Origin of the sequence: Arthrobacter sp. MYb214 (assembly GCF_002979865.1) — a bacterium.
In the GTDB taxonomy this organism is placed as follows: domain Bacteria; phylum Actinomycetota; class Actinomycetes; order Actinomycetales; family Micrococcaceae; genus Glutamicibacter.
This window is the reverse complement of record NZ_PCPZ01000008.1, coordinates 57,825-79,027: the sequence shown is the minus strand read 5'-3', so window position 1 is coordinate 79,027 and position 21,203 is coordinate 57,825. Positions and strand designations below refer to the sequence as shown.

24 protein-coding genes are annotated in these 21,203 nt (G+C 62.3%); 14 read left to right on the top strand and 10 right to left on the bottom strand.

The genetic code is table 11. From position 1 onward, the window contains the following. Nucleotides 1-39 precede the first annotated feature (39 nt). From CQ012_RS16330 to CQ012_RS16320, 3 genes are read left to right on the top strand one after another with little or no spacing between them, the layout of a single operon-like run. Nucleotides 40-243 (top strand): hypothetical protein, encoded by a 204-nt coding sequence (locus CQ012_RS16330; RefSeq protein ID WP_105657889.1) that lies wholly within the window; start codon nucleotides 40-42, stop codon nucleotides 241-243. Next, nucleotides 240-680: a hypothetical protein gene (locus CQ012_RS16325; protein ID WP_105662662.1), complete on the top strand. Its 441-nt coding sequence runs from the start codon at nucleotides 240-242 to the stop codon at nucleotides 678-680. The genes CQ012_RS16330 and CQ012_RS16325 overlap by 4 nt, the downstream gene beginning before the upstream one ends. After that, on the top strand, nucleotides 677-976 hold the full coding sequence (locus CQ012_RS16320; protein WP_105657891.1) for a winged helix-turn-helix domain-containing protein: 300 nt from the start codon (nucleotides 677-679) through the stop codon (nucleotides 974-976). The genes CQ012_RS16325 and CQ012_RS16320 overlap by 4 nt, the downstream gene beginning before the upstream one ends. Before the next feature lie 3 nt (nucleotides 977-979). Here the strand turns inward: CQ012_RS16320 and nadE are convergent, their stop codons facing one another. Continuing rightward, nucleotides 980-1,804: an NAD(+) synthase gene (gene nadE / locus CQ012_RS16315; RefSeq protein WP_105662661.1), complete on the bottom strand. Its 825-nt coding sequence runs from the start codon at nucleotides 1,802-1,804 to the stop codon at nucleotides 980-982. 92 nt (nucleotides 1,805-1,896) lie between these two features. Then, on the bottom strand, nucleotides 1,897-2,334 hold the full coding sequence (locus tag CQ012_RS16310; protein WP_105657893.1) for a MarR family winged helix-turn-helix transcriptional regulator: 438 nt from the start codon (nucleotides 2,332-2,334) through the stop codon (nucleotides 1,897-1,899). Between the two features lie 39 nt (nucleotides 2,335-2,373). Between CQ012_RS16310 and pyrE the strand changes: the two genes are divergently transcribed. Next, a complete protein-coding gene (gene pyrE, locus CQ012_RS16305; RefSeq protein ID WP_181149089.1) occupies nucleotides 2,374-2,931 on the top strand; it encodes an orotate phosphoribosyltransferase in 558 nt (185 codons plus the stop codon). 81 nt (nucleotides 2,932-3,012) lie between these two features. On the opposite strand, the gene CQ012_RS16300 is transcribed toward pyrE, so the two are convergent. After that, nucleotides 3,013-4,083 carry a LacI family DNA-binding transcriptional regulator gene (locus CQ012_RS16300; protein WP_105662659.1) on the bottom strand — a complete coding sequence of 357 codons (1,071 nt, stop codon included), beginning with the start codon at nucleotides 4,081-4,083 and terminating at the stop codon, nucleotides 3,013-3,015. A 216-nt stretch (nucleotides 4,084-4,299) separates the two neighbouring features. Here CQ012_RS16300 and CQ012_RS16295 point away from each other — a divergent pair, with 216 nt between their 5' ends. The 4 genes from CQ012_RS16295 to CQ012_RS16280 are packed head-to-tail and all read left to right on the top strand — an operon-like array spanning nucleotide 4,300 to nucleotide 9,904. Then, entirely contained in the window at nucleotides 4,300-5,598 is a 1,299-nt protein-coding gene (locus CQ012_RS16295; protein ID WP_105662658.1) for an ABC transporter substrate-binding protein, read from the top strand. Nucleotides 5,599-5,606: 8 nt separating this feature from the next. After that, nucleotides 5,607-6,644: a carbohydrate ABC transporter permease gene (locus tag CQ012_RS16290; protein WP_105658004.1), complete on the top strand. Its 1,038-nt coding sequence runs from the start codon at nucleotides 5,607-5,609 to the stop codon at nucleotides 6,642-6,644. Then, nucleotides 6,641-7,528 carry a carbohydrate ABC transporter permease gene (locus CQ012_RS16285; RefSeq protein WP_105662657.1) on the top strand — a complete coding sequence of 296 codons (888 nt, stop codon included), beginning with the start codon at nucleotides 6,641-6,643 and terminating at the stop codon, nucleotides 7,526-7,528. The genes CQ012_RS16290 and CQ012_RS16285 overlap by 4 nt, the downstream gene beginning before the upstream one ends. Nucleotides 7,529-7,573: 45 nt before the next feature. Next, nucleotides 7,574-9,904 carry a glycoside hydrolase family 3 N-terminal domain-containing protein gene (locus CQ012_RS16280; RefSeq protein WP_105662656.1) on the top strand — a complete coding sequence of 777 codons (2,331 nt, stop codon included), beginning with the start codon at nucleotides 7,574-7,576 and terminating at the stop codon, nucleotides 9,902-9,904. Between the two features lie 3 nt (nucleotides 9,905-9,907). On the opposite strand, the gene CQ012_RS16275 is transcribed toward CQ012_RS16280, so the two are convergent. The 4 genes from CQ012_RS16275 to CQ012_RS16260 form a co-directional block, all read right to left on the bottom strand. Then, complete coding sequence (locus CQ012_RS16275) at nucleotides 9,908-10,633, bottom strand: ABC transporter permease (protein WP_105662655.1); 726 nt, start codon at nucleotides 10,631-10,633, stop codon at nucleotides 9,908-9,910. After that, complete coding sequence (locus CQ012_RS16270) at nucleotides 10,630-11,355, bottom strand: ABC transporter ATP-binding protein (protein ID WP_105662654.1); 726 nt, start codon at nucleotides 11,353-11,355, stop codon at nucleotides 10,630-10,632. Before CQ012_RS16270 ends, CQ012_RS16275 begins: the two co-directional genes overlap by 4 nt. Nucleotides 11,356-11,390: 35 nt before the next feature. Then, the gene (locus CQ012_RS16265; RefSeq protein WP_181149088.1) at nucleotides 11,391-12,029 is read right to left on the bottom strand and encodes a TetR/AcrR family transcriptional regulator; all 639 of its coding nucleotides are present in this window, start codon (nucleotides 12,027-12,029) and stop codon (nucleotides 11,391-11,393) included. 79 nt (nucleotides 12,030-12,108) lie between these two features. After that, entirely contained in the window at nucleotides 12,109-12,951 is an 843-nt protein-coding gene (locus CQ012_RS16260) for an HAD-IIA family hydrolase (protein ID WP_105662652.1), read from the bottom strand. 139 nt (nucleotides 12,952-13,090) lie between these two features. Between CQ012_RS16260 and CQ012_RS16255 the strand changes: the two genes are divergently transcribed. From CQ012_RS16255 to CQ012_RS16230, 6 genes are all read left to right on the top strand, one after another. Next, the gene (locus CQ012_RS16255; RefSeq protein WP_105662651.1) at nucleotides 13,091-13,747 is read left to right on the top strand and encodes a TrmH family RNA methyltransferase; all 657 of its coding nucleotides are present in this window, start codon (nucleotides 13,091-13,093) and stop codon (nucleotides 13,745-13,747) included. 105 nt (nucleotides 13,748-13,852) lie between these two features. Then, nucleotides 13,853-15,229, top strand: coding sequence for a peptidoglycan DD-metalloendopeptidase family protein (locus CQ012_RS16250; RefSeq protein WP_146112983.1), 1,377 nt, complete (start codon nucleotides 13,853-13,855; stop codon nucleotides 15,227-15,229). Between the two features lie 196 nt (nucleotides 15,230-15,425). After that, the gene (gene fbaA / locus CQ012_RS16245; RefSeq protein WP_105657905.1) at nucleotides 15,426-16,448 is read left to right on the top strand and encodes a class II fructose-bisphosphate aldolase; all 1,023 of its coding nucleotides are present in this window, start codon (nucleotides 15,426-15,428) and stop codon (nucleotides 16,446-16,448) included. A gap of 2 nt (nucleotides 16,449-16,450) precedes the next feature. Continuing rightward, a complete protein-coding gene (locus CQ012_RS16240) occupies nucleotides 16,451-16,867 on the top strand; it encodes a DUF3151 domain-containing protein (protein ID WP_105657906.1) in 417 nt (138 codons plus the stop codon). A gap of 286 nt (nucleotides 16,868-17,153) precedes the next feature. Next, complete coding sequence (locus tag CQ012_RS16235) at nucleotides 17,154-17,822, top strand: DUF4956 domain-containing protein (RefSeq protein ID WP_105657907.1); 669 nt, start codon at nucleotides 17,154-17,156, stop codon at nucleotides 17,820-17,822. Continuing rightward, nucleotides 17,822-18,640: a polyphosphate polymerase domain-containing protein gene (locus CQ012_RS16230; RefSeq protein WP_105657908.1), complete on the top strand. Its 819-nt coding sequence runs from the start codon at nucleotides 17,822-17,824 to the stop codon at nucleotides 18,638-18,640. The genes CQ012_RS16235 and CQ012_RS16230 overlap by 1 nt, the downstream gene beginning before the upstream one ends. 18 nt (nucleotides 18,641-18,658) lie before the next feature. Here CQ012_RS16230 and CQ012_RS16225 read toward each other — a convergent pair whose 3' ends face one another. From CQ012_RS16225 to CQ012_RS16215, 3 genes are read right to left on the bottom strand one after another with little or no spacing between them, the layout of a single operon-like run. Next, nucleotides 18,659-19,327, bottom strand: a complete 669-nt coding sequence (locus tag CQ012_RS16225; RefSeq protein ID WP_105657909.1) for a response regulator transcription factor — start codon at nucleotides 19,325-19,327, stop codon at nucleotides 18,659-18,661. Beyond that, on the bottom strand, nucleotides 19,324-20,775 hold the full coding sequence (locus CQ012_RS16220; RefSeq protein ID WP_286134703.1) for a sensor histidine kinase: 1,452 nt from the start codon (nucleotides 20,773-20,775) through the stop codon (nucleotides 19,324-19,326). The genes CQ012_RS16225 and CQ012_RS16220 overlap by 4 nt, the downstream gene beginning before the upstream one ends. Beyond that, complete coding sequence (locus CQ012_RS16215; protein WP_105662648.1) at nucleotides 20,765-21,190, bottom strand: hypothetical protein; 426 nt, start codon at nucleotides 21,188-21,190, stop codon at nucleotides 20,765-20,767. The genes CQ012_RS16220 and CQ012_RS16215 overlap by 11 nt, the downstream gene beginning before the upstream one ends. Nucleotides 21,191-21,203 lie beyond the last annotated feature (13 nt).

Sequence of the window (21,203 nt, the reverse complement as noted above, 5' to 3'; positions counted from 1 at the left end):
TTGGGGAACTCGGAAGATCAAAGCCAAAGGAGCAGGACAATGAAGATTCCATTCAGCACCTGGTACACCATCATCACCGTTGCGGCAGGTCTGGCCTTCGCGGCAATGGCCATGACCGCCTATGCCACGGGCAACAACTCCCTGATCTTCATTGGCATGGGCTTCTTCATGGCAATTTGCATGACCATGACGTCCGTCTACGCACAGCGCCAGCAGAAGGCTCGCAAGGCGGCCAGCAAATGAGTTCCGGCAAGAAAATGAGCCCTGAAGAGCAACTGGCCGCCCTGGGGTTGGCGCAGCAGGGAATGCAGCGTGCCGCCGGGTACGGAGCCAAATTGCTGGGCACCTATTGCATCATCTTGGGAGTGCTCATGGGCGGCCTGGCCGCACTGCTGCAGGTCTTTCGTCCCGATGCGGATTTTATCGGCTTCATCGTCATCATGGCGTTGTTCTGCGTATCCGTTGCAGCAATGTCCTTGGCTTACGGGAAGCTCTACCGCTCGCTGCCGCGCGGGCATTCCAAGATGTATCTTCGGGGGTTCATTGCGAGCATGGTGCTTTATGCGGTGGCAGTGGCCTTGCTCGGGGCGGGACCCATGGGCTGGGGCGCCATCGCGTTGATCTGGATTATCGTTGCCGCGCCGTTGTTCCTGACCGGAATTGCGATGGTGCGCAAGTGAATGCCCATGCTCGCGAACGGCTCAACGACGACTTCTCCAACCCGGTACGGCTTTCACTGATGGGCTCCTTGCAAGCCGTGGACGAAGCCGATTTCAAATCCTTGAAAGAAGCCATCGGCATTTCGGATTCGGTGCTTTCCCGGCATCTGAGCGCACTGGAAGCCGGCGGTTACGTGCAGATCAAGAAAGGGTATGTGGGCAAAAGGCCACGTACCTGGGCGAAGCTGACTTCAGCTGGGCAGGAGGCCTTTGCGCAACATGTCCAGGCGCTGAAGGAAATCACCGGCTTGGGGTAATCCTCAAGCGCGCCACCATTTATCCCAGTAGGTGGCCGGTACGGTGCGCTTGTGCCGGGATCCCACGAAGCGCCTTTCGATGACCTCGGCTGCCGCAGGGTCAATCTCGCGGCCTTCGAGGTAGTCATCAATCTGCGGATAGGTCAGGCCAAGTTCCTCTTCATCTGCGCGCAGCGGCTGGCCGTCCAGCAGGTCCGCGGTAGGCTCCTTGGCCCACAGCAGCTCAGGAGCCTGCAGCTCGCGCAGCAGTGCCTGGTTCTGGCGCTTATTCAGCCCGGCCAGGGGCAGGAGGTCCGCTCCGCCATCGCCGAACTTGGTGAAGAAGCCGGTGATCGATTCGGCCGCGTGATCGGTGCCCAGGACCAGCATCCCGCGGTCCCCAGCCATGGCGTACTGCATGATCATCCGGGTGCGGGCCTTGAGGTTGCCGCGGTTGAAATCGCTCAGCGCCGGGTGGCCCGCATCGGCCAGGGCTTCATCGAAAGCGGCGACAGGCTTTTGGATGTTCACCTCGAACTGCTCGTCGGCAGCCACGAAATCCATGGCCGCTTCCGCATCGGCCGCATCCTTCTGCACGCCATGCGGCAGGCGCACCGACACGAAGCGCGCCTCGCCGCCGGATTCGCGCACCTCTTCAACGGCCAACTGGGCCAAGCGCCCAGCCAGCGTCGAATCGATGCCGCCGGAGATGCCCAGCACGAAACCCCGGGCACCGGTAGCGGCCAGATAGTCCTTGAGGAAATCGATACGACGGCGAATTTCGTCGGCCGCGTCGATTTCCGGGCGCACGCCCAGCTCTTCAATGATCTTTGCTTGCAGTTCACGCATGCTTCTAATCCTAGGCATGAGCCCTCGCCGTGCGGTACCGCTGCACAGGCTGGGAACGAAAGTTAATCTGTTCTCAACAAATCCCGGAGGTCCTATTCGGAATCCTGGTCCGGGTTCCAGCCGAGATTGCGCGCGATCTTCTCCAAGGCCTCGACCACCGCGTCATATTCGGAACCGTCCAGATCCTGGCCGAACTGGGTGCGGATCTTTTCCACGAGCTCACTGAGCTTGAGCAACGAGGTGTGGCCCCGATCGGTGATGGAATACTCGCCGTTGATTGCCGTAACCCAGCCGGATTCGATCAACTCGGCAAGGTGCTCTCTCAATGATTGCGGTTCATCCGGCGAGGCGAAGAACGGGGAAAGCCCGGCGTCCAGTTGCGCCTCGGTGGCAGGTTGCTGCTCCAGCAGGTTGAGCACCTGCCATTGCCTGCGTGTCACACCGTGCTCTTCCAAAGTCGCTGCAAACTGCTCGTCAATCAGCGAATCCACCAATTTCAGCCAGTAACCCAAGGGGCGTTTTGCGTTCATGGAATCAGCCTAGCCATGATGCCGACTAGAATCGAGGGTATGAGCGAAACCAGCGCCCGTGAGCGACTAAAAGAACTGATCCAAGAACTAGCCATTGTGCGCGGCAAGGTCACCTTGTCCTCGGGCAAGGAAGCTGATTACTACATCGATCTGCGCCGTGTAACCCTGCACCAGGAAGCATCGGGCTTGGTTGGCGAAGTCATGCTTGGCTTGCTGGACGAGGCCAAGCTGGAATTCACCAATGTGGGCGGCTTGACCATGGGCGCTGACCCGGTAGGCACCGCCATCATGCACACCGCCCGGGCCAAGGACCGCGCCATCGACGCTTTCGTGGTCCGCAAGGCGCAGAAGTCCTACGGCATGGGCCGCCAGGTCGAGGGCCCGAGCGTCGAAGGCCGCGATGTCATCGTGCTCGAGGATACTTCCACCACCGGCGGTTCGGCGCTGACCGCTGTCGAGGGCGTGCGCAAGGCCGGCGGCAACGTGATTGCCGTGGCCGTGATCGTTGACCGCGACACCGGAGCCAAGGAACGCATCGAAGAAGAAGCCGGCGTACCGTACCTGTTCGCCTACGGCAAGAACGAGCTGGGCCTGTAGCCGGCAAGCGATTCCCTGTACAGCACCTCGTTGCCCACCGGTGAATTCCCGGTGCGCGGCGGGGTGCTCTGCTTTTCCCGGCTAGCTGGTGCGTGCGGGGCCCGTGGTCTCGCGCGGGACGAGCACGGCAGGCAGGTGGCCGGGGGAGCGGACGTCCTCGCCCGCAAGCAGGCCCAGCAGCATGTTCACCGCCTGGGCGCCCATCTCATGCAGCGGCTGGCGCACGGTGCTTAGCGGGGGAGAGGACTGTGCCGCGGCCGGGATGTCATCGAAGCCGATGATCGAAAGATCGCCGGGAACCTGCAGCCCGCGCTCGCCGGCCACCTGCAAGGCGGCCAGGGCCGAGAGGTCATTGGCCGCGAAGATTGCCGTGGGCGGCTGGGGCAGGTCCAGCAGGTCATGGGCGGCCTGCACCGCGGCATCATGCTGGTAATCGCCATCGTGCGACAGCTGCCCATCGAATTCCACGCCGGCCTCTTCCAGCGCTTGGCGGTAGCCCTGCTCGCGCAGGTGCGCGGAAGCCAGGTCCCCGCGCCCGCGGATGTGCCCGATGCGGCGATGGCCCAGATCCAGCAGGTGCCGGGTGGCCGTATAGGCCCCGGAATGGTTGTCCACGTCGATGGCGATCGGCATTTCCGGACCGGCATGCGGGTCAATAGCGACGACCGGCACCGAGCTGTGCGGGACTTCTACGGTGGGGGTGACGATGATGGCGCCGTCGATCAGCGTTCCGCCCAAGCGGGACAGGGAGCGGCGTTCCCAGCCGGCATGCCCTTCGGGGGAAAGATTGCCCGCGTAGGCCATTAAATCGTATTGGGTTCCGCGCAGGGTCGCGGAGATGCCGTTGAGCAGGCCCAGCGAGAAGGGCTCGAACTCCGCCACCAGGATGCCGATGATGTTGGTGCGGGTGCTGCGCAGCGAGGAGGCGACCAGCGAGGTCTCGTAGCCCAGTTCGCTGATGACCTGGTGGACCTTGGCGATGGTGGCCGGGGCGACCCCGTAGCGGCCGTTGACGACCTTCGAGACGGTGGAGACGGAGACCTGCGCAGCGCGCGCTACGTCGTTGATGGTCACGCGTGCGCTGGAAGGCTCGCCGGGGCTCTGCGGCTGCTGGGCATTGGCGATCCCGGGGATTCCGGTCTGAGGGGTCATCACTTCACTAACAGTAGCGCAAAATACTCCGGAATTCCGTGACTTCACGGGGGCATGACGACCGATTGCGGATCTTTCGACAACGTTTTCGCAATGGATTTCGAAAACGTTATCGAAAACGATTGACATGACCTGCGTCACGGTGCAATTCTTGGTGGAGCCAATCGCCTGCCGTCCGATGCCGGCAGGTCTTCATCACAGCTGAGGAGCACGAGCATGTTATCCAAGATCCGAGGTGCGCAGATTCTGGCGCTGGCCGCCACGACTGCCCTGCTGGCCACCGGCTGCGCCGCCGATGCAGGCCAGGAAGGGACGCCGGCAGACGGAACCACCACCATCACCTGGTGGCACAACTCCAATAACGGCGACGGCAAGGCCTACTACGAACAGGTTGCAGCCGACTTTGAAGCCGCCCATGAAGGGGTGGAGGTCGAAGTCAGCGCAATGCAGCACGAGGACATGCTCACCAAGCTCGATGCGGCCTTCCAGAGCGGCGACGCCCCGGATGTCTACATGGAACGTGGTGGCGGGGAGCTTGCAGCCCACGTGGCCGCCGGGCTGACCAAGGACCTGACCGAGGCGGCCTCCGAGGAAATCGCCTTCCTCGGCGAGAACGCCGGCGGCTGGCAGCTCGATGGCAAGACCTACGCCTTGCCGTTCTCGCTGGGCGGCGCGGGGTTCTGGTACAACAAGGCGCTGTTCAAGGAAGCGGGCATCGACTCGGCCCCGCAGACCTTCGATGAACTGATTGCGGCCACCGGGAAGCTGAAGCAGGCAGGCATCGACCCGATTTCCATCGGCGCCGGCGACAAATGGCCGGCAGCCCACTACTGGTACTACGCGGCAGTGCGCGAATGCTCCCAGCAGACCCTGGCCGATTCGGTCGCCAATCTCGATTTCAGCGACCAATGCTTCACCAAGGCCGGGGAAGACGTGGACCAGCTGATCAAATCCGAGCCATTCAACCCGGGCTTCCTCTCTACCCCGGCGCAGTCCGGCCCCACCTCCGCTTCGGGCCTGCTGGCCACCGGAAAGGTAGCCATGGAATTGGCTGGCCACTGGGAGCCAGGGGTCATGCAGGGCCTGACCGAAGAAGGCACTGGCATGGGGGAAGACACCGGATGGTTCCCCTTCCCTGCCATTGAGGGCGGCCAGGGCGACCCGGCCGCGCAGCTTGGCGGAGGCGACGCCTGGGCAGTTTCCGAAGGCGCCCCCGACGCGGCGGTGGACTTCGTGAAGCACATGCTCTCCGACGAGGTCCAGCGCGGTTTCGCCGAGCTGGACATGGGCCTGCCGACCAACCCGGCGGCCAAGGACGCGATCTCGGATCCGGCATTGGCTTCGCTGATGGACGTGCGCGACAAGGCGCCATATTTCCAGCTGTACTTCGACACCTCGTTCGGCGCCTCCATTGGCGGGGCCATGAACGACGAGATCGCCCTGCTCTTCGCCGGCAAATCCGACGCGCAGAAGATCGTCGACGCCAGCCAAGATGCCGCTGACCTGGAGAAGTGATCCACGCCGTGGCCCCAGAAGTAACCTACGCAGCCAGTCCGCCAGCCAGCGGTGGCCCAGGGCTTTCCGAAAGGCGGCGTTCCACGCCAAGCGGACTGCCGCCTGCCGGTGCCAAGCGCACGCGCAAGCCCGCGCAGCGGCGCAAGAACCTGGAGATCCTGTTCTTCGTCAGCCCGGCATTGCTGCTGATCGCGGTCTTCATGCTGGTCCCCATCATCCAGGCCGTGCGCTTCTCGATGTACAACTGGAAGGGCTTCGGCCCGCTGGTGGACTTCGTGGGCTTCAAGAATTACGTCCGGGTGCTGGGCAACGAGGTGTTCACCGATGCCCTGGTCCATAACCTGGTCATCATCGGCGGCTCCATCGCCCTGCAGCTGCCGATCGGCCTGGGCATCGCCCTGCTGCTGAACCGGAAGATGAAGATCCAGTCCCTGCTGCGCACCATCATCTTCGTGCCCTACGTGCTGTCCGAAGTCATCGCCGGGGTGGTCTGGTTCCAGCTGCTGCAGCCGCAGTACGGGGTGATCGACACCATCTTGTCCAAGCTGGGAATCCAGGGGCCGGCCCAGGGCTGGCTGGGCACGCCGGAACTCGCTTTGTGGACCGTGCTGGCAGTGCTGACCTGGAAGTACCTTGGCCTGGCGGTGATCCTGTTCCTTGCCGGGCTGCAGGGGGTGCCGTCCGAGCTCTACGAAGCGGCGGAAATCGACGGCGCCTCCTGGTGGCAGATCCAGCGCAAGATCACCATCCCGCTGCTGGGCCCCACCCTGCGCACCTGGGGCTTCTTGTCCATGATCGGCTCGCTGCAGCTCTTCGACATGGTCTGGATCCTCACCGGCGGCGGACCGGCCAACGCCACCACCACGATGGCCAGCTTCCTGGTTTCGGAAGGAACCAAGCGCCAGAACTTCGGGATCGCCGCGGCCGCCTCGGTCATCTTGTTCATCGTCGCCCTGGTTCTGGCCATCTCCTACCAGCAGTTCATCCTCAAGCGGGATTCGCAGCCCGATGATGAGCGCACGAAGCGGAAGAAGGCCAAAGCATGAGCGCCACCCTGGCTACCAGGCCCCAGCACACCCCCGCCCAGGCAAAACGCGCCAAGCAGCGCAACGGCCGGCAAGGCGGAAACGTCCTGGTCTACGCCATCGCCTTGGCGGTTGTCGCGATCACCCTGGGCCCGGTCCTCTACGGGGTGCTCGGCGGGTTTCGCACCAACGCGCAGCTGGCCGAGAACCCGGCAGGCCTTCCCGAGCCGTGGGTGCTGGAGAACTACGCCGGCGTGCTGAAGAACCCGGATTTCTGGCAGTACGCGCTGAACTCCACGATGATCGCGGTGATCACCACCATCGTCGTGGTGGTCTTCGGCATCATGGCTGCCTACCCGCTGGCCCGCTACACGTTCCGCCTGCGCGAGCCGATCTTCATGGTCTTCGTGCTTGGCTTGCTGTTCCCGGCCACCGTGGCGATTGTTCCGCTGTTCATCCTGATTACCCGGGACCTGGACATGGGCAACACCTGGTGGGGCGTCGCCCTGCCGCAGGCGGCCTTCGCGCTGCCCATGACCGTGGTCATCCTGCGCCCCTTCCTGATGGCGCTGCCCCAGGAGCTGGAAGAAGCCGCCCAGCTCGATGGCGCCAGCCGCATCGGCTTCTTCTGGAGGATCCTGCTGCCATTGTCCGGGCCGGGCATGGTCACCGTCGGCGTACTGGCCTTCGTCGGCTCGTGGAATGCCTACCTGCTGCCGTTGCTGCTGCTGCAAGGGGATATGCGCACCTTGCCGCTGGGCGTCGCCGACTACTCCAGCGAGCACTCGGCCGACACCGCCGGCGTCTTCGCGTTCACCGCGCTGGCGATGATCCCGGCACTGATCTTCTTCCTGGCCATGCAGAAGCGCATCGTCAATGGACTGCAGGGCGCAGTCAAGGGCTGATCCGCCCCCGCAAGCAATCGAAATCTTTGAAGACAAGGAACTGCCATGAAAACCGTCGAGCAAACCTGGCACGACATCTCACTTCCTGCCGAACAGCGCGTCGCCGCGCTCATGGATGAAATGACCCTGGAAGAGAAAGCCGGGCAGCTGGGCTCGTTCTGGATCCGCCCGGAGGAAGAAAACCAGGACGGGGAAGGCAACGTCGCGCCGATGGCCGACACCTTCACCGCAGGCCCCAGCTTCGAAACCGCCATCAAGGACGGCTTGGGGCATATCACCCGCGCCTTCGGCACCATCCCGCTGGCCCCCGCCGAAGGCCGCGAACGCCTGGTCGAGCTGCAAGAACAGGTCATTGCCGCGAACCGCTTGGGCATCCCGGCCATCGCCCACGAGGAATGCCTGACCGGATTCACCACCCTTGGCGCGACCTGCTACCCGGCGTCCATTGCCTGGGGCGCCACCTTCAACCCGGACCTCATTGGCGGCATGGCCCGGCGCATCGGCGCCGACATGCTGAAGATGGGAGTGCACCAGGGCCTGTCCCCGGTCTTGGACGTCACCCGCGACTACCGCTGGGGCCGGGTGGAAGAGACCATGGGCGAAGACCCCCACCTGGTTGGGGAGCTGGGCGTAGCCTACGTGCGCGGCCTGCAGGACTCGGGGGTGCACGCCACCTTGAAGCACTTCGCCGGCTACGCGGCCTCGCAAGCCGGGCGCAACCACGCGCCGGTCTCCATGGGCCCCCGGGCGCTGGAAGACACGGTGTTCCCGCCGTTCGAACGCGCGGTTCGCGAGGGTGGAGTGAAGTCCGTGATGAACTCCTATGCGGACGTGGATGGCGAAGCGCCCGCTGGCAGCCACCGGCTGCTCACCGAAGTGCTGCGGGGCCGCTGGGGCTTCGCGGGAACCGTCGTGGCGGACTACTGGTCCGTCAGCTTCCTGCACAGCATGCACGAAGTGGCAGAAGACGAGGACGCCGCGGGCCGGCTGTCCCTGGAAGCCGGCATGGACGTTGAGCTCCCGGAGACCACCGCCTTCGCCAACCTGGCCCAGGCGGTCCGCGCCGGAGCGCTGGAGCAGGAAGTCCTGGACACCGCGGTGCGCCGCGTGCTGGCCCAGAAACTGCAGATGGGCCTGCTGGATCCGGGCTGGAACCCGCGCCAGGCCTGGCTGGGCGATGACGTGGAACTGGATTCGGCCGATAACCGTGCCCATGCCCGGAAAATGGCCGAGGAATCGATCATCCTGCTGCGCAACGAGCAGATCCTGCCCTTGGCCAGCCCGGCACGCTTGGCGGTCATCGGGCCCAGCGCCTCCCAGCCGCGCACCCACCTGGGCTGCTACTCCTTCACCAATCATGTCTACTCGCGCTTCGCCGAGCAGCAGGACTACGGCGTGCCGATGGCCTCGATCCTCGAAGCCTTGCAGCAGGCTCCCGCGCTCACCGGATCGCAGATCGAGTATGCCCGTGGCGTGGACTTCACCGATCTGGATGATTCGGGCATCGCCCAGGCGGTCCAGGCCGCCCGCAACGCCGAAGTCGCGGTGGTTGCCGTTGGCGACCTCGCCGGGCTCTTCGGCCGTGGCACCTCGGGGGAGGGCTGCGACGTCGTCGACCTGCGCCTGCCCGGGCGGCAGGGGGATCTGGTGGAAGCCGTGCTGGCCACGGGCACCCCGACGGTTCTGGTGCTGGTCACCGGGCGTCCGTATTCGCTGGGGCAATTCGCTGATCGCACCGCGGCGATCATCCAGTGCTTCATGCCCGGGATGGAAGGCGGGCCGGCACTGGCTGGCGTGCTGACCGGCGAGGTCAACCCCTCGGGCAAGCTGCCGGTGCAGATCCCCGACCATATCGGCGGGCAGCCGGGCACCTACCTGGCTTCCAAGCTGGCCTGGCATTCAGAAGGCGTAACCAACCTCGATCCGCGTCCGCTCTACCCCTTCGGCTACGGCAGCTCCTACACCAGCTTCGAGATCTCCGGTCTGGAACTGCCGGAAACTGAAATCGCTGCCGACGGCACCATTCGGGTCAGTGCCACCGTGGCCAATACCGGAGCGCGCTCCGGCGCCGAAGTGGTGCAGCTGTACCTGGCTGACGCGGTGTCGCAGGTGGTGCGCCCGCGCCGCTGGCTAGCCGGCTTCGCCAAGGTGCAGCTTGAGGCAGGGGAGTCGAAGCGCGTGGCTTTCACCGTGCATGCGGACCGGACCTCGTTCACCGGGCTGTCCGGGAAGCGCATTGTGGAACCGGGCAAGTTCACCGCGCTGGTGGGAACCAGCAGCGAGGACCTGCCACTGCAGGCCGAGTTCCGGATCACCGGGAAGGTGCGCGAAGTGGCCGAGGGCCGCGTGCTGGACACCCCGGTGGACATCGCGTAGCCGCTAGGCGGTGCGCCGCCGCAGGGTCAGGGAACCGACGATCAGCGCGGCGGCGATCCAGGCGGCGATGACCAGCATGCTGCTTGCCGTCGCCGAATCCACTGTTCCCGCCGCGGCATCCGAGAGGGCGTCGATGGCGTGGGACAGCGGAAGCCAGTCGCCGATGGCCTCCAGCGCGCCGGGCAGCTGCTCGCGGGTCAGGATGATTCCGGACAGCAGGAACTGCGGGATGACCAGCGCCGGCATGAACTGAACCACCTGGAATTCGGTGCGTGCGAAGGCGCTGGCCATCAGGCCGAGGCTGATGCCCAGCAGCGCGTCGAGGGCGGCCACCGCGAACAGCAGCCAGAAACTGCCTTCGATCTCCAAGCCGCAAACCCAGATGGCGAAACTGACCGCGATCATGGTCTGGAGGATCGCAACCAGGGTGAACGCCAGCGCGTAGCCGAAGATGAATTCGCCCTTGGCCAGCGGCATGCTCAGCAAGCGCTCAAGGGTTCCGCTGCGCCGCTCGCGCAGTGTTGCGATGCTGGTTACCAGGAACATGACCACGAAGGGGAACAAGGCGATCATAGCCGGGCCAATGCGGCTGAAGGCCGGGGTGTCGGTGAAGATCCATGCGATCAGGCCGATCAGCAGGCTGGGCACGATGAGCATCAAGGCAATGGTCCGCGGGTCATGGCGCACCTGGGCCAGGACCCTCCCGGCGGTGGCGAGTGTCCGTTTCATGGCTGGTTCCCTTTTGCCGCGATCAGGGCAACGAAGGCATTTTCGGGATTGTCTGCACCGGTTGACTCCATCAATGCAGCCGGGCTCATCTGGCCGAGCAGCTTCCCCTCGCGCAGCAGCAGGATTTCATCGCAACGCATGGCTTCGTCCATGACATGGCTGGAGACGACAAGGCACAGGCCGGTGGCCGCCAACTGCGAGAACATCGCCCACAGATCCGCACGCAGCACCGGGTCCAAACCCACCGTGGGTTCATCCAGGATGACAATTTCCGGCGAGCCGAGCAGCGCGATGGCCAAGGACACCCGATTGCGCTGTCCGCCGGACAGGCCCATGGCCAGCCGGCTAGCCTGGTCCGCCAGGTCCGTGGCTTCGAGGACTCGATCCACTTCTGCTGGGGGCTGGCCGAGGATCTTGGCGAAGTAGGCGATGTTCTGCCGGACGCTCAAATCGTCATAGACGCTGGCTGCCTGGGTCATATAGCCGACCCGGTTGCGCAGGGACTTGTGCCCGGCGGGCTTTCCGAGAACGGAGACTGTTCCGCTGCTGATGACCTGGTTGCCCACGATGCTTCGCAGCAAGGTGCTCTTGCCGCTGCCGCTGGGGCCGAGCAAGCCGATGATCCGTCCCGGCGCGAGCTGGAATTCCACGTGGTCCAGGACCAATGCCCTTCCGCGTCTGACGTCGAGCCGCTGCACATCGACACAAGCCGTTTTATTCATCACATAATGAATTAGGGACCTCTGCCAGCAGCATGTCAATGGTTCAACGCAGGCAATTGGCCGGTGAGGTAGCGCTGGATGGTGGGGGCCACCAGCTCGATAACCTGCTCATCATCCATGGAGGCCAAAGGCTCCAAGCCAATGATGTAGCGCGCGACAATCAGGCCGACAATTTGGCTGGCCACCAGGGCTACCCTCGGCTCGGCGCTTTCTTCCGGCAAACGCGCACCCAAGCGCGAGAAGATCTGCTCTTGCAGGAATGGACGGAGGACTTTCGCCGCGCTGCTGCTGGAGACCAAGCCCCGGATCGTTGCCGTTGCAGCCGTGCGGAAAGCCGGCTTGCGCCAGGTAGCGAGCAATGCGCGAGTCAGCGCCTCGCCCATCTCCTCCAACGGCGCTGTTGCCGCCTCGGCGATGATTTCCCCTGGGTTGACGGGGATGCGCATGGTCTGGACAAACAAGTCGCTCTTGTCCTTGAAATAGTGGTGAACCAGTGCTGGATCCACCCCGGCTCGGCGCGCTACCGACCGGAGGCTGGCTGCCTCGTATCCGGCACGGGAGAACTCCTTGGACGCGGCTTTGAGGATCGCCGCTCTAGTTGTCCCCGTGGTGCTGCCTTTGGGCCGTCCACGCTTCCGCGCGCTCGGGACCTCGTTCGGTACTTGCTCGGTCACGGTTTCAGCATACTTCCGGAATCTTGCGTCAACGCAGCAAGGCCGGGCAAAAGCCCGGCCTTGCTGAATCCGCTAGCTGCTACTTCTTGGCTGCAGGCGCTTCCGCTGCAGCGGTACCCTTGGCGAGTTCCGCGTGCAGATTCGCCACGGATGGGAACTGCAGGTCCGGGCGGAACGGGAAGGTGTCCATGTCCTCGCGGGCGGTGATGCCGGTGTAGACCAATGCGGTCAGCAGTCCGGCTTCCATGCCCGCAACGATATCGGTGTCCATGCGGTCGCCGATCATTGCGGTGGTTTCCGAGTGCGCATCGATTCGGTTCAGGGCAGAACGGAACATCATTGGGTTCGGCTTGCCCACCACGTATGGCTCGCGGTTGGTTGCACGCGAGATCAAGGCCGCGATCGCACCGGTGGCTGGCATAATGCCTTCGGTGGACGGCCCGGTAGCGTCCGGGTTGGTGGCGATGAACTTCGCCCCGCCTTCGATCAGGCGGATGGCCTTGGTGATGGCTTCGAAAGAGTAGGTGCGGGTTTCGCCCAGCACGACGTAGTCAGGGTTCTGGTCGGTCATGATGAACCCCGCATCATGCAGGGCAGTGGTCAAACCGGCTTCGCCAATGACGAAGGTGCGGCCGCCGGGGCGCTGGCGAGCCAGGAACTCTGCAGTGGCCATCGCGGAGGTCCAGATGTTTTCCTCCGGGACGTCCAGGCCCGAGGCCAATAGGCGGGCACGCAGATCGCGCGGGGTGTAGATGGAGTTATTGGTCAGGACCAGGAAGCGCAGGTTGTTGTCGCGCCAGTAGCTCAGCATCTCGGCGGCGCCCTTGATGGCCTGGTTCTCGTGAACCAATACGCCGTCCATGTCCGTGAGCCAGCATTTGATGTCGTGGACAGTTCGCGTACCGCGGATTGAAGTTGTCACGAGGCGTGGATCCTCCCTAGGGAAATATTTGGTGGGAGCTATCGGCACTGAAAGTATCCCGTTCTATTAAGAGATTACACAGGCGCACGCAAATGCGCCGTGAACAAGGGCGCGAACATAACGAACTAGGCTTAATACTGTGAACGAAGAAACGCATGAACCAGTTAATGACCCGAGCGCGCAGCATGTGATCGGAGTAGGCCCCTGGGAGGGGGAACTGCCAACCGACGGAAAATACGATCCCCAGTTGCTTGCCGAGGGCGACCGGCGCAACGTCGCGGACAAGTACCGCTACTGGACGATGGACGCCATCATTGCTGATCTTGACGAACGCCGCCACGATTTCCATATCGCCATTGAAAACTGGCAGCACGATATGAACATCGGCACCGTGGTACGCAGCGCAAACGCTTTCCTGGCCAAAGAAGTCCATATCATCGGCCGTCGCCGCTGGAATCGACGAGGCGCCATGGTTACTGATCGTTACCAGCACGTACGCCACCATGCAACGGTGGAGGAGTTCGTTGCCTGGGCTGAGGGCGAGGGGCTGACGATTCTGGGAATCGATATCTTCCCGGACTCCGTTCCACTGGAGACCTACGACCTGCCGAAGGACTGCGTGCTGGTCTTCGGGCAGGAAGGTCCGGGACTCAGCCCGGAAGTCCACGTTGCGGCCAAGGACACCTTGTCCATCGAGCAGTTCGGCTCGACTCGTTCAATCAACGCGGCATCCGCAGCCGGGATTGCCATGCATGCGTGGGTACGCAGGCACGTGTTTGGGCAAAAAGTAGGTTAACAAGAAATTTAATACTGACGAGTTTAGTCGAGCATCTGGATTAGTTATCATTTTCCGCCTACTCTGGGTTTTAGTTATGAAAACGTGATCTGGGAGAGGGCGGTCGTGAAACGACGTCATCAAGTAAACCGTGACTTGCTGTTGCCCGGGCTGCCTCGACGCAGAAGGCCATTGGTTATATGGTCCACTTCTATCGTCGCCGCGCTCGGACTGACGGGAGCCCTGGCGATCCCGATCATGGCTCAGGCCGGTGACTCCAGGCAGGGCGATATCCCTGTAGGCATCGATGCTGTGGCAGATCCATCAATGTTCAACGGACCGGTCTACGTCAGTGCAGATGCGCCGCTGAACTCATTTGGCGGTTCCGGCAAGGAGCTGGCTATTGACGGCCGTCCCGTTGGAATGCTTGATGGCGCTGACGCGGGCTCAGAAGCGTCCGGCAATGACAACGAATCCTCAGCTCTGCTTGCGGGCATGGTCGGCGAGCTCGGCAAATTGCCTGGCGACCTGCAACTGATGCACCCGGTCAAGACCCGCAGTATTTCCAGCCCTTATGGCTGGCGTGCCAACCCTACCGGTCCTGGCAACCAGATCCACATTGGCCAGGACTACCCTATTTCCTGCGGCTCGCCGGTCTACGCTTCTGAAGCTGGAACGGTGACCGTATCGGCATGGGCTGGGCACTCCGGCATGCGCGTGACTATCGACCACGGCAGCAATGTCCAGACTGGCTACAGCCACAATTCGAAGTTGATTGCCAAGGTGGGGCAGCGAGTCGAGCAGGGTGAACTGATCGCCCTGGCTGGCACTACCGGCAACTCGACCGGTTGCCACGTGCACTTCGAGGTCATCATCGACGGCCGTTGGCATGATCCGCGCAACTACCTGCCAACCATTCCGGGCCAGCGCCAGGCGATGATTAATTCGCAGCGGCTGACAGTCAATGCGGGCAGTGCTCCCAAGGGCAACGGCTCCCGCGTTCCTGATAAGGCTCCAAGCGGCCCGGATCCAGACGTCATTGTCCCCGAGGATGACACTCCAAGCATTCCACGGCCGAAGCCAAGCCCATCGGAATCACAGCGCCCGTCGCCGAGCGAGAGTGAAAGCCCGAGCGGTTCGCAGTCTCCAGATGGTTCACAGAGCCCGGACGGTTCGAAGAGCCCTGATAGCTCGAAGAGCCCAGATAGTTCCAAGAGCCCTGACGATTCGAAGAGTCCAGGCGCTACGGACGGACCCGAAGATCCGGATGCCACTGATGAGGTGGAGGCTCCAACTCCAGAGCCAACGAAGCCAGAAGAAGAAGCCGTTACGGATACTCCAACCGGCTCAGCTTCTGCACCAAAGACGGATTCGTCGAAGTCGGCCTCGACCGGAACTGAAACTCCGGCGGCTTCCAAGAGCTCTGCATCAGTGCCCAGCACCACGACCAAGACACAGCTAGCTCCGTCGGGAAGCACCTCTGTAAGCGCAACAACCGAATAGAGAACGTAAAAAGCCAGCGGCCAACCATAATGAGACAAGCTCTCATCTGGGTTGGCCGTTTGCTTTGCGGTAAACCGCGGAATTCCCCGTGTCACGATACGAGATTTAGGGCTTAGTTAGTGACATAGCCGATAGGATGGATGGCGAACCGCCGTCAATGGAGACGCGTAACCTCGCTAATCACCAGGAGTGAAGCATGCCTATCGCAACCCCCGATAAGTACAATGCAATGATCGATGCTGCCAAGGCAGGCGGCTACGCCTTCCCAGCAGTGAACGTGACCAGCTCGCAGACTCTGAACGCCGCAATTCGCGGCTTCGCAGAGGCTGAATCCGACGGCATCATCCAGGTCTCCACCGGCGGCGCCGCATACTGGTCTGGTGCATCCATCAAGGATATGGTTACCGGCTCGCTGGGCTTCGCGGCCTTCGCGCGCCAGGTTGCCAAGAACTACGGCGTGAACATCGCCTTGCATACCGACCACTGCCCAGCGGACAAGCTGGACGGTTTCGTGTTGCCGCTGCTGGCCGCTTCGGAGGCTGAAGTCGCTGCAGGCCGCGATCCATTCTTCAACTCCCACATGTGGGACGGCTCGGCTGAGACCCTCGAAGAGAACCTGCGTATTGCTGCTGAACTGCTGCCACGCACCGCTGCCGCGAAGCAGATCCTCGAAGTTGAAATTGGTGCCGTGGGCGGCGAAGAAGATGGCGTCGAGAACGCGATCAACGACAAGCTGTACAGCACCGTCGAAGATGCCTTGGCTACCATCGAGGCTTTGGGCGCCGGTGAAAAGGGACGCTACATCACCGCGCTGACCTTCGGCAACGTCCACGGCGTTTACAAGCCAGGCAACGTAAAGCTGCGCCCAGAGATCCTGAAGGATATCCAGGCCCAGGTTGGTGCCAAAATCGGCAAGGCTAACCCATTCGATCTCGTATTCCACGGCGGATCGGGCTCCTCCGAGCAGGAAATCGCTGACGCTGTTGCCTACGGCGTGATCAAGATGAACATCGACACCGACACCCAGTACGCATTCACCCGTCCGGTCGCAGGCCACATGCTGGGCAACTACGATGGCGTGCTGAAGATCGACGGCGAAGTTGGCAACAAGAAGACCTATGACCCGCGCGTTTGGGGCGCCAAGGCTGAAGAGTCCATGGCTGCCCGCATCGTTGAAGCTGCCCAGCAGCTAGGCTCGGCCGGAAAGTCGCTGAAGTAACCATGGTCGGAGAAAACCTGCTGGGTATCCCGGAAACCCTGCTTCCGGAAGAAACCGAAGTGCTGGCACGCTATGAAGCCGGTGATGAAGCCACGGACTTGGCGGCAAAGTTCCCTGCCTCGTCACTGGTTTGGGCGCTGCTTGCCAACGAAGCGCACAGTGAGGGCCGCATCGTGGAGTCGTACGCGTTCGCACGAGTTGGCTACCACCGAGGCTTGGACTCGCTGCGCAAAGCCGGCTGGCGCGGACAGGGCCCTGTGCCTTGGCGCCATGAGCCAAACCGAGGCTTCCTTCGCTCGCTCTATGCGCTGGGCCGTGCGGCCGCAGCCATCGGCGAGACTGAAGAAGTCGACCGCATCGGCAAGTTCCTGAACGATTCGGATTCGACGGCCAAGGCTGAAATCGAAGCTGGCAAGTAAGCGATACTCCAACAGCTAACGGCGGCTATTCTCGCAAAGAGAATAGCCGCCGTTAGCTGTTTAACGCTTCGAGGGCATGCTCAAGAAGTAAGAGAACTCGGGTGCGCGGAAGCTGAGTAAAACCAGCCAGACGGCACACTCTCCGTCAGCAGAAGGCAAACATGCAAGTCAAGACCTATTCAGTAACATGAGGGCGTTCTCATGTTGTTCTACTTTTGGACTCATTTAGTTCACCTAAAGTTCATAAAGAAGGGATCATCACTTCAAACTTTTGAAAGGGATAGCAATGTTGTCATTCTGGACGGGACTAGCCTCAAACGTCATCGGCATTACGGTTCTGGTGTACTTCGTATACTTCCGCCGCCACTTCCGCCGCGACCTCGTGCTCGCATATATCGCCTTGAGCATGGGAATCTTCGCGGTCACCTTGCTGCTTTCAGGCAGCGGCGCAGGCATGGGGCTGGGGCTGGGGCTCTTCGGCATCCTCTCAATCATTCGCCTTCGCTCAGACACGCTGACCCAGGAAGAAGTCGCCTACTACTTCATTTCGCTGGCCATTGGTTTGGTCAACGGCCTGCACCCGGACCCGGCATGGCTGGCTCCAGCGGCCACCGCGGCCCTGGTTCTGGTGATGTTCCTTGCTGACCACCCGAGCTTCGCTCCGCGCACCGAGCGCCAGACCGTGACCCTGGAACGTGCCTACCCGAAGAAGGCGGATCTGCAGGCTGCATTGGAAGAACTGCTGGATGCCAAGGTGCTGCGAACCGTAGTTGTCGAGCTGGACATGGTTCGCGATCTGACCATCGTTGATGTCCGCTTCCGTACCAACGCTGCCGGCAGCAAGTCCAATGCCAAGTCCAGCGCATCCGAGAGCTTCTCCGGCACTTATGAATTGGCGAACAGCCAGTCCGCACCGGCAGCGCAGAACGGAGCCAAGCAGGAGACGTGGTCCTGATGACTGCGCTTGCAACCAAGAGCGCGGACGTCGTTGCCTCCCAGGCGCGCGCGGCTCTTGAAGAAGCCGTCATCGGCCGGGAGCCGATCAGTCTCGAAGACGTGATCTCCGAAGCGGCGCTGCAGACCCGAGTCGACAAGAAGTTCCTGTTGGCCCCAGAGGAGTTCACGGCATTATCCGAGCGCTTGGGCGATCAATTCAAGATCATGCAGATCGATGGCCTGCGCACCTTCCGCTACGAATCGGTGTATTTCGATACCGAGGACTACGACCAGTACCGCGCCCACCGCCAGGGGCGGCGACGGCGATACAAGGTGCGCTCGCGCACTTATGCTGACACCGGGCTGTCGATGTTCGAGATCAAGACCAAGGGGCTTCGCGGCTCGACGGTGAAGCATCGCGTCGAGCAGGATCTGGACAGCGCCGGCGAGCTGACCGAAGAGAACCTCGAGTTCCTGGAATCGGTCCTGCGCAGCGAGTACGGGCAGGACGTGCCCCAACTGCAACCTGTGCTGGACAGTGCCTACCGGCGTGCAACTTTCGTGAACCCCATCGATGGCGAACGGCTGACCTGCGACGTTGAACTGGAATACGCCAACGGCGATTCGAGGGTTGACGGACCGGACCTGGTTGTCGTGGAGACCAAGTCCGCTGATGGCCGGGGCGCGTCGGACCAGGCCTTGGCCGAGCTGGGCATCCGAGAGGTATCGATGTCCAAGTATTGCATCGGCATTGCACTGCTGAACCCGCAGCTGCCGGCCAATCGCTGGAGCCGTTTGCTCCAGCAGAGCTTCGTTCCGGACCCGACGTTGCGCTAGATTCCGTGCAGGATTCGGCTAGCGCTCGGAGGCGAGTCGGTAGCCGAATCCGCGTACCGTCTCAAAACGTTCCGAGCCGAGCTTGTTGCGCAGGTAGCGGACATACACATCCACCACGTTGGACCCTGGATCGAAATCATAGCCCCAGACCCGGGAAAGCAACTGCTCGCGGCTCAGCACCTGGCCGGGGTTGCGCAAGAAGGCTTCGGCCAGCGCGAATTCACGCGCGGAAAGGTCGACTTCGCGCTCATTGACCGTCACCCGGCGGCGCAGCAGGTCCATGTTCAAGTCTTCGTGGGCCAGTGAGGAAACCTCGGGTGCGTTGTCCTCGGCGCGCAGGCGCAAGCGCACCCGCGCTAGCAACTCATCGAAGTGGAATGGCTTGGCCATGTAGTCATCGGCACCGTTCTGCAGGCCGGCTACCGTGTCTTCCACGCTGCCGCGTGCGGTCAGGATGATCACCGGAGTATCGATCTGCGCGGCGCGCAGACGCCGCAATACCGAGAAGCCGTCTTCATCCGGCAGGCCGAGGTCGAGGATGATCAGCTCATGGTCACCGTCAATGGCCTGGGTGAAGCCATCATGCCCGGTTTCTGCGATGGATGAGGTCAGTCCCGCAGCACGCAGCCCCTTGGCTACGAACGAACTGATTCGCGGTTCATCTTCAATGATCAGTATCTGGCTCATGCTTCCTTGCTTCCAGTCGTCAACGGCATGTCAATGTAGAACGTCGAACCCTTGCCATGTTCCGAGTTCACCCACACGCGTCCGCCGTGGGTCTCCGCTATGGCCTGCACGATGTTCAGCCCCAGGCCGGACCCCGAAGAACGAACAGAGTTCTGGCCCCGTCCAAAGCGCTCGAAAATACGTTCAAGATCTTCAGCCTGGATGCCCACGCCCGCATCGGATACCCACCAGCGCAAGGTGGTGTTGCCATGCCCATCGCGCACGATCTCGTTGCCCAAGCCGATACGGCTATCCGCAGCAGAGAACTTCACCGCGTTGGCGCAGAGCTGCAGCATGGCCTGGGTGGTCCGGACCGGGTCGAGAGCCACGGTGGCCTCGGTGCGGTAGTCCACGCGCCACTGGCGCGGACCCAGGCCACGGGCTTTGTCGAGGATGTCGTCAAGCAGCTTGCCGACTTCTGCCGGTTCCACCTGGAGGAAATCCGTGCGGTTGGACTTTGCCAGGGTGACTAGGTCATTGATGAGCAAGGACATGCGCCCGAGCTCGTCCATGGCGATATCGCGGCTCTGGGCAACGTCGTCCGGATCGTTGGGATCCATCAATTCCAGATGCCCGTTGATGATAGTCACCGGCGTGCGCAGTTCGTGCCCGACATCATCGAGCAGCTGGCGCTGGGAGCTGAGCGCGCCTTCAAGGCGATCCAGCATTTCGTTGACGGTGACCGTCAATTCGGCGAATTCGTCATTTCCGGAAACTTCAATGCGCTGGGATACGTCGGTCTCCGAGATCTGCTGCGCGGTAGTTTGCAGGCGGCGGATCGGGTCGAGCATTCGGCCAACCACAAGCCAGGCGGCCAGCGCGGCCACGAGCATGACCGAGGCGCCGACGGCACCATAGATCATGAAGTTGCGGTCGTTGGCGATGGCCTCGGCAGAGTAGTCGTAGGCCAGCACGAACGCGCCATGCTCGTGGTCTGCAGGAAGGCTAACCGGAACAACGACGGCACGGTAGGTCGTGATGTCCGTGTCGACAGTTCCCAAACGGATATGGTTGGCGTCCTGGATGCTTCTGGCCCATTCGAGGAATTCCGGATCATCTTCCAGGCGGGTGTTGACGATATCCGGTGCGGTCCAACGCACCTCGTCACCGACCAGGGAGAGCATGCCCTGCTTCGGGGAGGGCAAGGTGCGCTGCATTGCTATGTAGAGCAGGTCTTCAGCGTGCTTGAAGCGTTCCATGGTGCGCGGATCAACACCGGTTTCGGTAAGAACTTCGAATTCCTTGACGGTGCGAGTCAATGACTCATCCAAGCGCTCATTGAGTTCGTGGCGTTGTACGCCGAAGCTTGCCGTACCCGCTGCCAGCAAGGCCAAGCCAACCAGGAGCATCATCCCGGTCAGAACTCGGGCCCGGATGGACCACCGGCGTTCCGGCGCTCTAGTCGTCATCGTCGTCGTCATAGTCTTCGTAGTCGTCATCGTCGTCATCGTCGTCGTACTGGGTGCCCGAAGGAGGCAGCGGGACAACGGTCTTCTTTGGCGGTGCTGGTGCTGGAGGTTTCGGCTTGGGCTTCGGTGTCGGGGTAGCGCTGGGCTTAGGCTTTTCCGAGGTTTTCGGCTTGGCAGAGGTGCTCGGGCTGGAGGACGGCTTTTGGGATTCAGCCGCCGAGGAAGAAGGTGAAGAGGAAGGAGTGCTAGGTGTGCCGATTGTCGGGGAAGGAGTCACTTCTTCGAAGATGAACCCTTCACCGAGGTCCCGGTCCGCCGGGCCTTCCAAGGCTTGGCTGATTCCGAACGCGCCAAGAAATACGACTGCGATTACAGCGATTGTCGCAAAGACGCGGCGCAAAGCTTCCTTTCCCATGTTTTTCATTGTG

Bases quoted from the DNA above. Each gene is read 5' to 3' on its own strand.
- CQ012_RS16330 (WP_105657889.1), top strand. From the start codon at position 40: ATGAAGATTCCATTCAGCACCTGGTACACCATCATCACCGTTGCGGCA.
- CQ012_RS16325 (WP_105662662.1), top strand. From the start codon at position 240: ATGAGTTCCGGCAAGAAAATGAGCCCTGAAGAGCAACTGGCCGCCCTG.
- nadE (WP_105662661.1), bottom strand. From the start codon at position 1,804: ATGCGTGAACTGCAAGCAAAGATCATTGAAGAGCTGGGCGTGCGCCCG.
- CQ012_RS16310 (WP_105657893.1), bottom strand. From the start codon at position 2,334: ATGAACGCAAAACGCCCCTTGGGTTACTGGCTGAAATTGGTGGATTCG.
- pyrE (WP_181149089.1), top strand. From the start codon at position 2,374: ATGAGCGAAACCAGCGCCCGTGAGCGACTAAAAGAACTGATCCAAGAA.
- CQ012_RS16300 (WP_105662659.1), bottom strand. From the start codon at position 4,083: ATGACCCCTCAGACCGGAATCCCCGGGATCGCCAATGCCCAGCAGCCG.
- CQ012_RS16295 (WP_105662658.1), top strand. From the start codon at position 4,300: ATGTTATCCAAGATCCGAGGTGCGCAGATTCTGGCGCTGGCCGCCACG.
- CQ012_RS16285 (WP_105662657.1), top strand. From the start codon at position 6,641: ATGAGCGCCACCCTGGCTACCAGGCCCCAGCACACCCCCGCCCAGGCA.
- CQ012_RS16280 (WP_105662656.1), top strand. From the start codon at position 7,574: ATGAAAACCGTCGAGCAAACCTGGCACGACATCTCACTTCCTGCCGAA.
- CQ012_RS16275 (WP_105662655.1), bottom strand. From the start codon at position 10,633: ATGAAACGGACACTCGCCACCGCCGGGAGGGTCCTGGCCCAGGTGCGC.
- CQ012_RS16270 (WP_105662654.1), bottom strand. From the start codon at position 11,355: ATGAATAAAACGGCTTGTGTCGATGTGCAGCGGCTCGACGTCAGACGC.
- fbaA (WP_105657905.1), top strand. From the start codon at position 15,426: ATGCCTATCGCAACCCCCGATAAGTACAATGCAATGATCGATGCTGCC.
- CQ012_RS16240 (WP_105657906.1), top strand. From the start codon at position 16,451: ATGGTCGGAGAAAACCTGCTGGGTATCCCGGAAACCCTGCTTCCGGAA.
- CQ012_RS16235 (WP_105657907.1), top strand. From the start codon at position 17,154: ATGTTGTCATTCTGGACGGGACTAGCCTCAAACGTCATCGGCATTACG.
- CQ012_RS16230 (WP_105657908.1), top strand. From the start codon at position 17,822: ATGACTGCGCTTGCAACCAAGAGCGCGGACGTCGTTGCCTCCCAGGCG.
- CQ012_RS16225 (WP_105657909.1), bottom strand. From the start codon at position 19,327: ATGAGCCAGATACTGATCATTGAAGATGAACCGCGAATCAGTTCGTTC.
- CQ012_RS16220 (WP_286134703.1), bottom strand. From the start codon at position 20,775: ATGACGACTAGAGCGCCGGAACGCCGGTGGTCCATCCGGGCCCGAGTT.
- CQ012_RS16215 (WP_105662648.1), bottom strand. From the start codon at position 21,190: ATGGGAAAGGAAGCTTTGCGCCGCGTCTTTGCGACAATCGCTGTAATC.